At 50.0% G+C, this 16171-nt stretch carries 13 protein-coding genes; 11 read left to right on the forward strand and 2 right to left on the reverse strand.

The genetic code is table 11. The features are described 5' to 3' along the window. Window positions 1-93: 93 nt before the first annotated feature. From BM185_RS06925 to BM185_RS06975, 11 genes are all read left to right on the forward strand, one after another. Entirely contained in the window at window positions 94-894 is an 801-nt protein-coding gene (locus BM185_RS06925; RefSeq protein ID WP_091961213.1) for a hypothetical protein, read from the forward strand. Between the two features lie 2 nt (window positions 895-896). Beyond that, window positions 897-1967, forward strand: coding sequence for an agmatine deiminase (aguA, locus tag BM185_RS06930; protein WP_091961216.1), 1071 nt, complete (start codon window positions 897-899; stop codon window positions 1965-1967). A gap of 132 nt (window positions 1968-2099) precedes the next feature. Further along, complete coding sequence (gene betI, locus BM185_RS06935) at window positions 2100-2690, forward strand: transcriptional regulator BetI (RefSeq protein ID WP_091961361.1); 591 nt, start codon at window positions 2100-2102, stop codon at window positions 2688-2690. 19 nt (window positions 2691-2709) lie between these two features. After that, window positions 2710-4173: a betaine-aldehyde dehydrogenase gene (betB, locus tag BM185_RS06940; protein WP_091961218.1), complete on the forward strand. Its 1464-nt coding sequence runs from the start codon at window positions 2710-2712 to the stop codon at window positions 4171-4173. Continuing rightward, window positions 4173-5855: a choline dehydrogenase gene (gene betA, locus BM185_RS06945; RefSeq protein WP_091961220.1), complete on the forward strand. Its 1683-nt coding sequence runs from the start codon at window positions 4173-4175 to the stop codon at window positions 5853-5855. Before betB ends, betA begins: the two co-directional genes overlap by 1 nt. 92 nt (window positions 5856-5947) lie before the next feature. Beyond that, entirely contained in the window at window positions 5948-7165 is a 1218-nt protein-coding gene (locus tag BM185_RS06950; RefSeq protein WP_091961223.1) for a choline transporter, read from the forward strand. Window positions 7166-7446: 281 nt separating this feature from the next. After that, on the forward strand, window positions 7447-9027 hold the full coding sequence (locus tag BM185_RS06955; RefSeq protein WP_245751720.1) for an ABC transporter substrate-binding protein: 1581 nt from the start codon (window positions 7447-7449) through the stop codon (window positions 9025-9027). Window positions 9028-9107: 80 nt separating this feature from the next. Then, window positions 9108-10094 (forward strand): ABC transporter permease, encoded by a 987-nt coding sequence (locus BM185_RS06960; RefSeq protein ID WP_091961226.1) that lies wholly within the window; start codon window positions 9108-9110, stop codon window positions 10092-10094. Window positions 10095-10115: 21 nt separating this feature from the next. Continuing rightward, window positions 10116-11072: an ABC transporter permease gene (locus BM185_RS06965; RefSeq protein WP_091961230.1), complete on the forward strand. Its 957-nt coding sequence runs from the start codon at window positions 10116-10118 to the stop codon at window positions 11070-11072. 1 nt (window position 11073) lies between these two features. After that, window positions 11074-12051 carry an ABC transporter ATP-binding protein gene (locus BM185_RS06970; RefSeq protein ID WP_091961233.1) on the forward strand — a complete coding sequence of 326 codons (978 nt, stop codon included), beginning with the start codon at window positions 11074-11076 and terminating at the stop codon, window positions 12049-12051. Further along, the gene (locus tag BM185_RS06975; RefSeq protein ID WP_091961237.1) at window positions 12048-13046 is read left to right on the forward strand and encodes an ABC transporter ATP-binding protein; all 999 of its coding nucleotides are present in this window, start codon (window positions 12048-12050) and stop codon (window positions 13044-13046) included. The genes BM185_RS06970 and BM185_RS06975 overlap by 4 nt, the downstream gene beginning before the upstream one ends. Here the strand turns inward: BM185_RS06975 and aguB are convergent. Then, window positions 13043-13915, reverse strand: coding sequence for an N-carbamoylputrescine amidase (aguB, locus tag BM185_RS06980; RefSeq protein WP_091961240.1), 873 nt, complete (start codon window positions 13913-13915; stop codon window positions 13043-13045). The two genes, BM185_RS06975 and aguB, sit on opposite strands and share 4 nt — an antisense overlap. A 9-nt stretch (window positions 13916-13924) precedes the next feature. Next, on the reverse strand, window positions 13925-16162 hold the full coding sequence (locus tag BM185_RS06985) for a heavy metal translocating P-type ATPase (RefSeq protein WP_091961242.1): 2238 nt from the start codon (window positions 16160-16162) through the stop codon (window positions 13925-13927). Window positions 16163-16171: the final 9 nt, after the last annotated feature.

Below are 16171 nucleotides of genomic sequence, written 5' to 3' on the forward strand. Positions count from 1 at the left end.
GGAAGTGGAAAGCCTACAGGATAAGCGGTATATTCTTTATCACTATTTAATGCTACTAAGATAAGAACCCTAATCCTTAAATCGGAACCCGACATGATTGCTCTTATTGTTTCCAGCGTCATCGTTATCGTAGCTTTTGTGACTCTTTTTTTGGTTCATCACCACAAGGTTAAAGAAGAACAGCGCATACAGCTGGAGAGGCAGGTAAAAGAGCTGGATAGTCAGGCGAAGCGCTATGAGCCCCTGGTGACCAAGATCCGCCCTCATTTGTTGCCGCATGGCTTGCGGGTTGGGTTGGCAGAGCGTTGGATACAGATACTTCACACTCGACAGGATTTGGGTGATAAAAACCCTGACTTTCTTCAGCACCTGGATGAAGTTGAAAACCTGGTTCGGGATATCAAGGCCCAGTCCAACCCACCAGTTCAGCCAATCGAAGATAAGAAAAAGGGGCAGGAAGTTCTTAACCAGCTGAAAAGTGTACAATTCCTGATCATGAAGGATTATCGTGACGGTAAGTTGAGTGAAAGCAAGGGACAGCAATTTATGACCGATCTGCGCAACGCGGCCACCCAGGTGGTGATTGAAATGAACCAGGCGCATGCTCAAGAGCAGCTGAAGAGCAAAAAATATCGGGCGGCAATGATTGCTTACAACAACATCATCAAAGAGCTCAAAAAGTACAAGGGCACAGATCAAACCCGGTTTCGGGACGTGCTCAAGGACACCAAGTCTGCCATGGAAAAAATCAAACCTCTGGCCCAGCAGGAACTCTCTTCAGGCCCCAACCAACTAGCCGCCGGTATGGAAGAGCTGGAGCAGGAAGAAGCCTTCCAATCTGACCTGCAGCGTGCAGTGATGGCCAGTAAAGCCAAGGCTAAAAGTCAGCACTGATTATGCCGCGTTTTTATATGCCGCCGGAATGGGCTCCGCACCAGCAAACCTGGATGCTTTGGCCGCAACGCTCAGACAATTGGCGTTTGGGCGGTAAGCCTGCGCAAGCTGCTTTTACCCGAGTTGCACAAGCCATCGCGCATTTTGAGCCGGTAACCCTGGGCGTCAATGCAGACCAGTATGAAAACGCCTGTAACCGCTTGCAACATCCCAATATCCGCGTGGTCGAGCTTTCCAGTGATGATGCCTGGGTGAGGGATACAGGGCCCACCTTTGTGATCAATGCAGAGGGTGAGCTGGTTGGCATGGATTGGGAGTTTAATGCCTGGGGTGGCCTGCAGGGTGGGCTTTATTTTCCCTGGCAAAGGGATGATCAGGTTGCCAGCAAAATTCTGCAGATGGAAAGAGTCAAACGTGTGCGTACTCCGGGTTTTATCCTTGAAGGCGGTGCCTTTCATGTTGATGGTGAAGGAACCTTACTGACCACTGAAGAATGTCTGTTGAACCCCAATCGTAACCCCCATTTAACTCGGGATGAGATAGATGCTGAATTACAGCGTTATCTGGGTGTTGAGACGATTATCTGGTTGCCGGAAGGCCTCTATAATGATGAAACCGATGGCCATGTTGATAACTTCTGCTGCTTTGTGCGTCCCGGTGAAGTTCTGCTGGCCTGGACGGATGATGATCAAGACCCCAACTTTAACCGTTGCCAGGCAGCCTTAAGGGTTCTGCAAAAGAGTCAGGATGCCCAGGGCCGTCAGCTGAAAATCCATAAGCTGCCCTTGCCTTCGCCTCTCTATGCAACAGCTGAAGAGTGTGAGGGTGTGGATGCTGTTGAAGGGACTCAGCCACGTGATCCCGGTATACGCCTGGCGGGTAGCTACGTGAATTTTTTAATCGTCAATGGTGGGGTGCTTGCCCCCAGCTTTGATGTTCCCGAAGATGCCCAGGCAGAAACCATCTTAAAGCAGCTCTTTCCTGAGCGTGAAGTAGTCATGCTCCCAGGGCGAGAAATCCTCTTGGGTGGCGGCAATATCCATTGCATCACCCAGCAACAACCCCAGGTTTAATTCCCTTCCAGAGAAGCACTGATTAACGGCTGTTGAACTCTGCGTGCTGGTTCTTTTTTGTTCAAAAGTTGAATGTGCGTTCAATTTCCTTTAGGCTTTTTATTAATTGAACAATCAATCAATAAAAAACCTATGCCAAAAGTTGGAATCAAAGATGCCCGTAAGCAGCAGCTGATCCAGGCCACTCTGGAGTCGATTGCTGAGCTGGGTTTACAAAACACCACCATCGTCACCATTAGCCGCCGGGCGGGAATGTCTTCGGGCATTATCAGTCACTATTTTGGCGGCAAGCAGGGCTTGATAGAGGCAGCGCTTCGCTATCTGCTGGAGCAGTTGGGTAAAGAGCTGCTGGAACGAATTGCAAAAACTGATGGCTCACCAGAAGAGCGCCTGACCTGCATCATTGAAGCCAACTTCACGGATTTTCAGCGCTCAGACCTGGCTGCGCGAACCTGGCTGAGTTTTTGGGCCAGATCTATGCATGAGCCTGGCCTTAAGCGTTTGCAACAAATTAACAATGCACGTCTTTACAGCAATTTGCGTTTTTCCTTTGCCCAGCGCCTGCCAGCAAAAGCAGCGACCCAGGCAGCGCGCCAGACGGCAGCCATGATTGATGGCTTTTGGCTTCGTAGTGCCTTAAGCCTGGACCCTCAGGAAGGTTTTGAAGCGGGTGAACAGCTTTGTAAGCACTTTGCTCTCAACGCCCTCAAGACTTTCAAATAATTTTTTAAGTGGAGCCCCTATGTCCTTACCTCGTTACCAAAACTATGTAAACGGTCGTTTGTTTGCCAATGCGACAGGTGAAGCCTTTCCGGTCATCAACCCAGGAACAGGTGAAGTCATTTATGAAATGGAAGTGGCCGATACAAAGGTTCAGGAAGCGGCCATAGAATCGGCAAAAGCAGGTTTTGCACACTGGTCAGCAATGACTGGAATCGAACGCAGCCGAATTCTTTTGCGTGCAGTGGCTCTACTGCGTGAACGTAATGATCAGTTGGCTGCTGTAGAAGTCAGAGACACTGGCAAGCCCTTGCAGGAAGCGGAAGTGGTTGATGTGGTTACCGGTGCAGATGCCATCGAATTCTTTGCCGGTTTGGCACCTTCCATTGAAGGCAATCAGCAAGATCTGGGTGGGGATTTTTATTATACCCGTCGAGAGCCTCTGGGCATTTGTGCGGGTATCGGAGCCTGGAATTACCCCTTACAGATTGCCTGCTGGAAGGCGGCACCTGCTTTGGCTGCCGGTAATGCGATGATCTTCAAACCCTCAGAAGAAACCCCCTTAGGCGCTTTGAAGCTGGCCGAAATCTTCACAGAAGCTGGGGTGCCTGCGGGTGTGTTCAATGTTGTTCAGGGTGATGGTCAAGTGGGCGCCTGGTTAACTCAGAACCCTGAAATTGCCAAGGTTTCTTTTACTGGGGAAGTGGGCACCGGCAAAAAGGTCATGGCAGCTGCGGCCTCTTCATTAAAAGACGTCACTATGGAGCTGGGTGGCAAGTCGCCTTTGATTATTTTTGATGATGCTGATCTTGATAATGCGGTCTCGGCAGCGCTCTTGGGTAACTTCTATACCCAGGGTGAAATCTGTACCAATGGAACCCGTGTTTTTGTTCAGGAAGCTCTCTACCCTGCGTTTGTTGAGCGCTTGTTGGAGCGAACCCAGAAAAATATTCGTATGGGTGACCCCATGCATCCGGAAACCAACTTTGGAGCCTTGATCTCCGAAAAACACAGGGAATTGGTGCTGGATTACATCAATAAAGGTGTGGAAGAGGGCGCCAAGCTGCTTATCGGTGGTAAAGCGGCAGCTCCTAAGGGCGTGGAGCAGGGTTATTTTGTTGAGCCAACGATTTTTACCGCTTGCCAGGATGAAATGACCATTTGTCGTGAAGAGATTTTTGGTCCCGTTATGTCGGTACTGACTTTCAAGGATGAAGAAGAAGTGATTAGCCGCGCCAATAATGTGGATGTAGGCCTGGCCGCCGGAGTCTTTACTCAGAATATTCAGCGTGCTCATCGGGTTATTCATCAGCTTCAGGCTGGTATCTGCTGGATTAACAGCTACGGTGCTTCTCCTGCTGAAATGCCTGTGGGTGGTTACAAGCTTTCTGGTATAGGCCGTGAAAATGGTCGCATTACCCTGGATCACTACACTCAGGTTAAAGCCGTCTATGTTGGCATGTCTGACTTGGAGAGCCCTTTCTGATGAGCAGGCAAGCTTTTGATTACATTATCGTTGGGGCAGGTTCAGCCGGTTGTGTGCTGGCCAACCGCTTGACCGAAGACGGCAAGGCTTCGGTCTTATTGCTGGAAACCGGGGGCAGTGATCGGAGTATTTTCATTCAGATGCCGACGGCTCTGTCGATTCCCATGAATACTCAAAAATATGCCTGGCAGTTTGAAACCGAGCCGGAACCCGGCTTGGATAATCGCCGTATGCACTGTCCAAGAGGCAAGGTCTTGGGAGGTTCTTCTTCCATCAATGGCATGGTTTATGTCCGCGGGCATGCCCGGGATTTTGATGAGTGGGAAGCAGAAGGGGCCGAGGGTTGGAATTATGCCCAGTGTCTTCCTTATTTCAAAAAAGCTGAAACCTGGGCGTTTGGTGGTAATGATTACCGGGGAGACCAGGGCCCCTTGGGCGTGAATAACGGCAATCAAATGCAAAACCCCCTGTATCGAGCCTTTATCGATGCTGGCGTGGAGGCCGGTTATTTTGCCACTGAAGACTATAACGCGGCCCAGCAAGAAGGCTTTGGTGCCATGCATATGACCGTGAAAAATGGTCGTCGCTGGTCTACTGCCAATGCTTATCTGCGCCCTGCGATGAGTAGAAGCAACTTGACTCTGGTGACCCAGGCTCTGGTTCACCGGGTGCTCCTGGAAGGCAAAACAGCCACAGGTGTGGAATATGAACGGGGCGGTCAGGTGCACCAGGTCACGGCAAACAAGGAGGTGCTCTTGTGTGCAGGTTCTATCGGTTCTCCCCATTTGCTGCAATTGTCCGGAATCGGCAAGCCTGAAGTGCTTAAAAAGGCGGGTATCCCCGTTTTGCATGCTCTGCCTGGTGTGGGTGAAAACCTGCAGGATCACTTGGAGTTTTATTTTCAATTTCGCTGCAAACAGCCAGTTTCTTTAAATCGACAGCTGGGACTTTGGAGCCGCTTTAAAATTGGCGCGCGCTGGATTTTGACCAAAAAAGGCTTGGGAGCAACTAACCATTTTGAATCCTGCGGATTCATTCGCTCCAAAGCCGGTGTTGAATGGCCGGATTTGCAGTATCACTTTTTACCGGCTGCAATGCGTTATGACGGCAAAGAGGCTTTTGCTGGTGATGGCTTTCAGCTACATATTGGTCATAACAAGCCGAAAAGCCGGGGCCGTGTTCATGTTCAATCTGCCGACCCACGTCAGCCACCCAGTATTCTGTTTAATTATTTGCAGGCTGAAGAAGACCGCGAAGGTTTTCGGGACTGTGTACGTCTGACTCGGGAAATTATTGCCCAGCCTGCAATGGATGCCTATCGGGGTGCTGAAATCCAACCGGGTGAGGCAGTCCAAACAGATGCAGAGATAGATGCTTTTGTTCGCCAGGCCGTGGAAAGTGCCTACCATCCTTCCTGCTCCTGCAAAATGGGGGTCGATGCTGAGGCCGTGGTTGACCCCCAGACTCGTGTCCAGGGTTTGCAAGGCCTGCGTGTTGTCGATTCTTCAATCTTCCCCACCATCCCCAATGGCAATCTTAATGCGCCCACCATCATGGTGGCAGAAAGGGCGGCGGATTTAATTCGCGGTTTGGAACCCCTGGAAGCTTCCCAGGCACCTGTTTCCATGGATGCTTCATGGCAGGAACGCCAAAGACCCGGAAAACCTCAGCGTTCTTTATAAGTGACCTGAAGGTTTTTCCCCTTCAACTGCAATAGAGGAGAAATCCCCATGCTATTTCGTCATATGATTGATTGTTTCTACAGGAGGCGAGCATGACACTCTGGTTATCCGCTGGTCTGCTGTTTACCTTTGCTGCCATTTTATTTGTTTTGATTAAATGGTGGAATTTGGAATGTATCGGGGTCACTCCCGTTCGTACCCTGACTTTTATTGCGATCCTGTTTACTTCTGGCCTGGATGTTGGCCTGATCATGTTTCCTCTGACCGAGTTTGCCGGTTATGCGGACCTTTCTGAAAGTCCTGAATATGCCTTTGCCAACCCACTGGCAATTGAATTTGGTTTCTGGGCGTTCTTAATCTGGGGTTTTTACTTCCTGACCTGCTTTTATTTCTGCGTTGTAGAGCCACGCGTCAAGTTCTTTGAAATCCCAGTGGTTAAGATCGTCAATAATGTAGTGATTATTGGTACCTGTGCCTTTACGGCCTTCCTGTTGCTGATTAACTTACCCTGGTATCTGCCTGAATTGGGTGATGGGGAAAGTGTTCGCCCTGTGTTTTATCTAATTGTGGTTCTGGCTATTGCTGCAGCGGTTTATTCCAGTAGTAAACTGCGTTTTGTACGTATTCTGAGTCTGAGTTCTTCGCTGCTGTTTATTGCCCTGATAGCGGTGATGGGTGTGTTTGCCTTTAGCGGTGATACCGGCTCCCCCGGTGACTTTGTGGCGACAGCAGCCAAGATAAGTGATTATTTTGGCAACCTGCACCATTTTATGTTGCCAATCAATGATTACCATGAGTTTTATCTGTTTTGGTGGTTTTCATGGAGCATCATGATCGGCCAGTTTACCGCGCGTTTTGTGGGTGGTTTGAAAACCTGGCAACTGTTCTTGGCCATGTTGGTCTTTCCCTCAACTGCAATCGGAACCTGGTTCAGTGTGCTCTACTACTATCACGCCGAAGGCTTGAATATCAGTAGTATGATTAACCTGGCGATGATTTCAGTAGGCATCCTGATGGTTATCAACTCTCTGGACTCTCTGATTCGTCTTTACACTGAGAATCTGCAGCTAACAGCCAGGCATATCGGTAAAAGCCGCTATGTGATTGGTAATTTTGTGGCTATGTGTAGCTTGACCCTGCTGTTCCAGCTGGACTTCCTGCGTATTCAATGGGTGGGAGCCCTGGTAATTGCTCTTTATTTCTGCTGCTTTGTTTATATTCTTGCCAAGCGGCGTGCAGAAGTGGCTGCTATTCAGGGGTCACCCAAAGAAAATACCTTGGATTACAGCAAAATCGAACTGGCCAGTTAATTCTGATTCGCTTCTGGGGCTCTCTTCTGAGCCCCTTTTTTTGGCTATACCGTCGATATAGTCAAAATCTACTAACCCGATATTAACTAGTGTTTTTTTCTGATCTTTTGGCTAAAAGTAGTGATTTGGCATAAGAGTTGCTTAGATAACTACCAAGCCAGTGGCTGCATGCGTTACATAAATCAAACAATTGTTTAATCGTTTGGAGTCAGGTTTTGCCTTTAGACTCTTTGCAGCCAAGCCGTGGCTAAAAAATATAACTCAAATTATGAGGACGAATAATGAGAAAAATGGTTCGTGCCGTCACTCTTGGAACTGCACTCACACTCATGTCTGCCGGGCTTTCTGCCCAAACCCTGCGCTGGGCCAGTGCAGGTGACTCCTTGACGTTGGACCCCCATTCACAAAACCATGGTCAAACCCATGCGGTCTCTCATCAGATCTATAACCCTTTGGTTTATTTGGATATGGATTCTGAAATGCAGCCAGGTTTAGCTGTTTCCTGGGATGTTACTGATGACCCTAATGTCTGGGAATTTAAGTTACGTGAAGGGGTTACATTTCATGATGGATCCCCCTTTACGGCTGAGGATGTCGTTTTTTCCTTTCAACGTGCCCAGCATGCCAATTCCGATATGCGCCCTTTAATCAGTTCGGTGACCCGTGTGGAGGCAGTGGATGATCACACTGTTCACATTCACACTGACGGCCCTACGCCCTTGCTACCAAATAATCTCAACGACCTGTTTATTATGAGTAAATCCTGGTCTGAAGAGCATAATGTCATGACTCCACAGGATTACTCGGCGGGTGAAGAAAACCATGCTGTGCGTAATGCCAATGGTACGGGTCCGTTTCAATTGGTGAGCCGTGACCCTGATGTGCGCACTGAATTGGTTCGTAATGATGACTATTGGGGCAAGGATGAATTTCCTCTTGCCATCAGCCGCGTGATTTACACGCCTATTCAGTCATCTCCTACCCGAGCAGCAGCCTTGTTATCTGGAGAAATTGATTTTCTGCAGGATGTACCTGTGCAGGATATCAACCGCTTAAGCCGAGCCAATAATGTCAAAATGCTGACAGGCCCGGAAAACCGCACCATTTTCTTTGGTATGGATCAGGGCAGAGACGAGTTGCGGACATCCAATATTCAGGGTGAAAACCCCTTTGCGGATCGTCGTGTTCGTGAAGCCATGAATATTGCTATTAACCGTGAAGCCATCCAGCAGGTGGTGATGCGTGGACAATCAGTGCCTGCAGGGATGATTGCCCCCTCTTTTGTTAATGGCTACACCGAAGCTCTGGATAGCGTTCCTGAAACAGACGTCAACCGGGCCAGAGAGCTGCTCGCATCGGCAGGCTATCCTGATGGCTTTAGAGTGACTTTGACCTGTACTAATGATCGCTATACCAATGATGAAGCCATCTGCCAGGCAGTGACTGGAATGCTGGGACAAATAGGTATTGATGTTCGCCTGGATGCCCGTGCCAATAGTATTCACTTTGCTGAGCTGCAGCAGGCTGAGCTGGATTTCTATATTCTGGGCTGGTCTGTTCCTCCTCTGGACTCGCATTATGTCTTTGATTTCTTGTTGGAAACCAAAACACCCGATACTGGCGCCTGGAACTTCACCGGCTGGTCCAACGAAGAGTTTGATGCGCTATCCCGTGCTCTTCCTACTGAAACCGACCTGGATGAGCGTGATCGCAAGATTGCCCGGGCCTGGGAAATTGTGCAGGAAGAGATCGTTTACCTGCCTGTACACCACCAGGTGTTGAACTGGGCGGTTCGTGAAGATATCGATTTCACAGTTCAATCACAAAACAAACCCATGTTGAAATATCTGAATTTCAACTAATTAATAGTTATTAAATAATCTATCTGGCTCAGTCACGGCAGTGGCTGGGCCAGATGTTTATCAGATTAAGGTAAGCCTTGATGATTGCAATGTTAGTACGCCGGATTATTCAGGCAGTACTGGTGATGCTGGTGGTGGCTTTTATCTCCTTCAGTTTGTTCCAGTTTGTCGGTGATCCCATCAACAATATGGTTGGGCAGGAAGCAACTCAACAGGATAGAGCCGAATTGCGTGAACGCCTGGGCTTAAATGATCCCATTCCAGTGCAGTTTATGCGCTTTGTGGGTAATGCGGTCCAAGGTGAATTTGGTATTTCCTACCGGATGGCTCGCCCTGTTTCAGAAGTTATCGCAGAACGTCTGCCAGCCACTTTGGAGTTGGCGCTGGTCTCGGGGGTTTTAGCCATTACCTTGGGTATCGTTCTTGGGGTTTATACTGCCTTGAGGCGAGATGGCTGGTTCAGTCATTTTATTATGTCCTCCTCCTTGATTGGTGTGTCCCTGCCAACCTTTCTGATCGGTATTTTGCTGATCTATATCTTTTCTGTAGAGCTTCAGTGGCTGCCTTCTTTTGGTCGTGGTGACACAGTGCCTATCACGGATAATTGGAGCACAGGTTTGCTAACAGTTTCGGGTTGGCAATCATTAATACTGCCAGCCATCACTCTGGGGCTGTTTCAATTGACCCTGCTGATGCGCCTCGTTAGGGCAGAAATGCTGGAGGTACTGCGAACCGATTACATCAAGTTCGCACGTGCTCGCGGCATACGTCAGCGCTCAATCAATTTCCACCATGCCTTGAAGAACACGCTTTTGCCGGTGATTACCATAGCAGGTTTGCAGTTAGGCTCAATTATTGCTTTTGCCATTATCACCGAGACGGTTTTTCAATGGCCCGGAGTTGGCTTGTTGTTTATTAATGCCATCCGTTTTGTGGATATTCCCTTTATGTCGGCTTACCTGCTTTTGATTGCCCTGGTTTTTGTGGTGATCAATTTGGTTGTTGATCTGCTTTATTTTGTAGTGGATCCACGCCTAAGAGTCACCAAATCTTCTTCAAGCCGCTAAATTTCACCAAGAGAGTCCACGATGACCAAGACAACAACTTCGTCACAGGATCCTTATCAGGTTGAACCCTGGTGGCAGCGTATCCTTAATAGTGACCTGTTTTATGATTTTTCCAGGCGTCCAGTGGTTGTACTTTCGGCAGTCATGACCCTGCTGATTATTTCGGCTTCCATGCTGGCACCCTGGATAGCACCGCATACGCCCTTTGATCCTGCATCCTTGAACCTAATGGATGGTTTTACGCCACCCATGGAGCCCAACGCCTTTACCGGTAATGTTTATTGGTTGGGAACGGATAGCCAGGGGCGAGATATTTTCTCGGCTATTCTTTACGGAGCGAGAGTTTCCTTATTAGTTGGTTTTGCAGCAGTAGGGTTTGCAGCAATTTTGGGAATTACTCTGGGACTGATTGCTGGCTATAAAGGAGGCTGGATAGATACGGTGATTATGCGTATTGCTGATGTCCAGCTCAGTTTCCCTGCCATTCTCATAGCCTTGTTGATTTTTGGGATTACCAAAAGCTTGATTCCTCGAGAGCTTCAGGAGCAGGCAGCGGTTTATGTTTTGATTCTGTCGATAGGTTTAAGTGACTGGGTTCAATACGCCCGGACAGTACGCAGCTCTACCCTCGCAGAAAAAAACAAGGAGTATGTACAGGCCGCTCGTTTATTCGGTGTTACCTGGCCTCGAATTCTGCTGCGCCATATTTTGCCCAATGTCATGGGGCCGGTGCTGGTTATCGGTACTATAGGCTTGGCTTTAGCCATCATCCTTGAATCGACCCTGTCTTTTTTGGGTGTGGGTGTTCCTGCAACCCAACCTAGTTTGGGCACCCTGATTCGGGTAGGTAATGAATACCTCTTCTCTGGCGAGTGGTGGATTACCATCTTTCCTGGACTCACTCTTTTGGTACTGGCTTTGTCAGTGAACCTTTTGGGTGACTGGTTACGTGATGCATTAAACCCAAGGCTGCGTTGATATGAGTGATGTTCTATTATCGGTTCGTGATCTTGTGGTGGAATTTCCAAAGCGCAAGACCCTGCTAACGGCTCTTGATGGTGTGTCCTTTGATATCCATCGAGGTGAAATTTTAGGTGTGGTTGGCGAATCAGGGGCGGGCAAATCCCTGACGGGTGCAGCCATTATTGGTTTGCTGGAGCAGCCTGGACGCATTGCCTCCGGTGAAATTTGGCTGGAAGATCAGCGTATTGATCAACTGCCTTATGAAAAGATGCGCCAATTGCGCGGCAAGCGCATAGCAATGATCTTTCAAGACCCCCTCACTTCTTTAAACCCAATTTTTACCATTGCCGAGCAACTGGTGGAAACAATCCGCACTCATTTGCCTCTCAATGCCAAGCAAGCAAGGGAAAGAGCCATACAGCTCCTGGATGAGGTGGGTATTCCAGCGGCTGCCAAGCGTGTCGATGACTACCCGCATCAATTCTCGGGCGGGATGCGTCAGCGAGTGGTGATTGCCTTGGCTCTGGCAGGTGAGCCTGAGTTGATCATTGCTGATGAACCAACAACTGCCCTGGATGTTTCGGTACAAGCCCAGATTATCGATGTTTTGAAAAGGATGTGCGCCGACCATGGCGCTGCAGTGATGCTGGTCACTCATGATATGGGGGTGATAGCCGAAGCCTGTGACCGGGTGGCCGTTATGTATGCGGGTCGGGTTGCCGAAATAGGCCAGGTGCGTCAAATTGTTAAACAGCCTCAGCACCCTTACACCCAGGGATTAATGGGTTCAATTCCGTCACTTGCTCACCAGCGTCATCGTCTGATTCAAATACCCGGCAGCATGCCACGTTTGGATGCTATTCCAACGGGCTGTGCATTCAATCCGCGCTGCACTTCAGTGGGTGAACGCTGCTATAAGGAACGTCCTGATTTACTGGTAACGAATCAGGGTGAAGTGGCTTGCTGGCTCTTTGATCAAGGGGGTGTGGCATGAATCAAGCTAAACGGCCCCTGTTGGAAGTCAAAGATCTGACCTGTCACTTTGATGTTTCCAAGCCTTTGCTGAATCGTATTTTGGAAAGAGAGCCCAAAAGCTTTTTAACAGCAGTGGATGAAGTTTCTTTTGAAGTCAATAAAGGGGAAACCTTTGCCCTGGTGGGTGAATCAGGTTCGGGGAAATCCACCATTGCAAAGCTGATTGTGGATTTGGTGCATCCCTCTTCGGGTAAAATCGAGTTTGATGGCCAGTCCTTGGCAACCAGTCGGGGACAAGCCTTCAAGAATTTACGGCGAAGGATGCAAATGATCTTTCAGGATCCTTTTGCCAGTCTGAATCCCCGATGGCCGGTTGGCGAGCTGGTTGCTGAGCCCATTTATGCTTTCGGGCTGGCAAAAAGCCGGGCTGAAGTGAACCGTACTGTTGAAGAATTGCTTGAAAAAGTGGGCCTTTCCGGACGGGATGCAGCTAAGTTTCCTCATGAGTTCTCAGGTGGACAACGCCAGCGTATTGCAATTGCCCGCGCACTTTCTGCTCAGCCGGATTTTCTGGTTTGTGATGAGCCCACTTCAGCCTTGGATGTCTCTGTTCAGGCGCAAATTCTGAATTTAATGAAGGATTTACAGGACGAGTTTGGGCTGACCTATCTTTTTATCAGTCATGATATGTCAGTGGTTAAGCATATGGCTGATCGGATAGGGGTTTTGTATCTGGGGGCGCTGGTAGAGAATGCAGCGGCTGAAGAGCTGTTTAAAAACCCCAAGCATCCTTATACCCGGATGCTCCTGGATGCCATTCCTGACCATGAGATGACAGGGCGCAAACGCCAAGCCATCAAAGGGGAGATTCCCAGTCCTATAGACCCACCTTCCGGCTGTACCTTTCATCCCCGGTGTGCGCTGGCAACCGGGGAATGCAAGGTGAAACGGCCAGAAGTGGTGGTTCGTGAAGGCACCCGAGTTGCCTGCTGGGAAGTTGACCGTTTGGCTTAGCGGCCCGCTTTGGTCATCATGACTTGATAACGATCTGGACGGCGGTCACGGAAGACCCCCCAGGAATCACGGGCAAAAGCCAATTCATCCAAATCGAAACTTTGGACAAGAACCCCTTCCTCCTGACGATCCAGTTCAGCAATCTTGGCACCCAGACCATCAGTAATAAAAGACGAACCGTAGAAGGTGATTTGCCAGTCATCTTCTTTTTCGATGCCGACGCGATTCGAAACTACAACTGGGGTCAGGTTAGCTGCAGCATGACCTTGTTGAGTACGCTGCCAGTGATCTTTGCTGTCCAGGCTGGCATCATGCGGCTCGCTGCCAATAGCGGTAGGGAAGAAGATGACTTCAGCACCCTGCAAGGCCAGCGCACGGGCGGTTTCCGGAAACCACTGATCCCAGCAGATCCCCAGACCTATGCGCGCATAGCGGGTATTCCAAACCTGAAAGCCGGTATCGCCCGGTGAAAAATAAAACTTCTCACTGTAACCTGGGCCATCAGGGATATGGGTTTTGCGGTAGAGGTTGGGATGCAGGCTGCCATCGGCATCGATCAGAACGACGGTATTGAATCTGACCTGACCGGCCAGCTCATAAAAGCAAATGGGCAGGACCACTTGCAGTTCGGCAGCCAGTTTTTGGAAATGGGCAACGGCCGGGTTTTCTTCCAGGGGTGTGGCCAGCTTTAAATAATCATATTTCTGTTTTTGACAGAAATAGGGCGTTTCAAACAGCTCTTGCAGCAGAATAATCTGTGCACCCTGGGCTGCGGCTTCACGAACCAGCTTTTCCGCTTTGGCAATATTGTCTTGCCGATTTGCTGAGCAAGCCATTTGGGTGGCGGCAACGCTGATTTTTCGGGACATAGAGCAACCTTAGTGTTTATCCAGTTTGATATAACGTAAGCGATTGGCATTACTGACGACGGTTACCGAAGACAAGGCCATGGCAGCCGCTGCATAAGCAGGGCTCAGCAACCAGCCGGTTAACGGAAAGAGAACGCCAGCAGCCAAGGGAATACCCAGTGTATTGTAGATGAAAGCCCCAAAAAGGTTTTGCCAGATATTGCGTACAGTGGCCCGTGAAATCAGCATGGCATCGGCTACACCCTGCAAGGAGCCACGCATCAGTGTTAGATCAGCGCTTTCAATAGCGATGTCGGTGCCTGTACCTATGGCAAAACCGACATGGGCTTGAGCCAAAGCGGGGGCATCATTGATGCCATCACCAACCATGCCAACCCGCAAACCCTGATCCTGAAGTTCACGCACTTTATCGGCTTTTTGATCAGGGCGAACCTCGGCAAAAATTTCTGAGATACCGACTTGCTTGGCAACGGCTTGCGCAGTGCGCTGGCTATCTCCGGTCAGCATGACGACGCGAACACCGGCTTTTTGCAAGCGTTGGATCGCCGCTGCTGAATCCTCTTTGATTGGATCGGCAATCCCCGCCAGGGCAACGAGTTCACCCTTGATAGCCAGGTGAACACAGGTGTGGCCTTGATCGGCCATAGCCGCAGCCTGTTCTTCGGCTTCAGGGCTGATGCTAACCTGCTCGGCTTCCAGTAGAGAGCGATTCCCTACTAACCAGGTTTGGCTATCAATTTCACCCTTAATGCCCTGGCCGCTGAGAATTTCAGGAGTGGCTGTCTTGGGCAGAGTCAGCTGCTTTTCCTTGGCCGCTTGCACTAGGGCTGCCGCGAGAGGGTGCTCTGAAGCCTGTTCCAAAGCGGCCAACTGGGCCAAGAGCTGATCATCTGTGAGTGTTTGCTGACTTGTCTCCAGGCGCTTAAAGGTCACCAGCTTGGGCTTGCCTTCCGTAATGGTACCGGTTTTGTCCAAAATTACTGCATCCAGGCGCGAAGACTCTTGCAGGGCATCGCCTTTACGAATCAGCACCCCTTTTTCAGCCGCACGGCCCACACCTACCATAATCGACATAGGTGTTGCCAAGCCCAAAGCACAGGGGCAGGCAATCACTAGCACTGCCATAGCCGTAATCAGTACATAGGCGGATTGAGGCTCAGGACCAAAAAAGCCCCAGACCAGTGCCGTAGCCAGGGCAATCAAAATCACTATGGGTACAAAAATAGAGCTGATTTTATCCACCAGGCGACCTATGGCCGGTTTGGAGCCCTGGGCATCACGAACCTGGTTGATGATCTGTGCCAAAGCCGTTTCTTCACCGACCTTACGTACCCGCATCTTAATGCTGCCACCCTGATTGACCGTTCCTGCGGAAAGCCAGTCTTTTTTCTTTTTGCTAACGGGTAAAGGCTCACCGGTCAGCATGGATTCATCAACCTGAGTGGTGCCTTCAGCCAGAACGCCATCAACGGGAATTCGTTCGCCAGGTTTAACTCGCAGGAGATCGCTGGGTTGAATGGAAGCCAGGCGCATTTCCTTTTCTTCACCTTCGGGTGTGATCAGGGTGGCGGTGTCGGGTTGCAACTGCATCAGCCGCCGGATTGCCTGGGAGGCCTGGCCGCGAGCACGGGTTTCCAGGGCCGAGCCCAGGTTAACCAGGCCGATGATAAAAGCCGCTGCTTCATAGTAAACATGGCGACCCTCAGGGGGCACTATTTCAGGCCAGAGCACCATCAGTGTGGAATAGATCCAGGCAGCCCCGGTACCCAGCGCAATCAGGCTATCCATATTGGCCCGGCGATTTTTTAATGCCGTCCAGGCGCCGGTGTAAAAGTGACCGCCTGCATAAACCATGGCAAAAAGAGTGGCTAAGCCGATTAGACCCCAAGTGAAACGAGCCTCTTCCAGCATCGGCAGGTGCCCGGTCATCATAAACAGCATCTGGGGAACACCCACGGCCAGGGCAACCCAGGTTTTGATCCAGACTTTTTTCAGTGCCGCGGCTTCTTCGGCCTGGCGTTCTGTTTCACCATAGTCAGCGCCCATGGGAGTGGCACCGTAACCGGCATCTTCAACCGCTTTAACCAGGATCTTTTCATCTACCTCGCCTTTAACCTCAGCACTACGGTCAGGCAGATTAACGGTTACTCCCTGGACACCGGAAACACCCTGCAGAGCTTTTTCGACACTAGTGACACAAGCGCCACAGGTCATGCCTCTCAAGGCCAGACGAATAGGTTTTGACATAGGAGCTCC

Origin of the sequence: Marinospirillum celere (assembly GCF_900112235.1) — a bacterium.
GTDB lineage: Bacteria > Pseudomonadota > Gammaproteobacteria > Pseudomonadales > Halomonadaceae > Marinospirillum > Marinospirillum celere.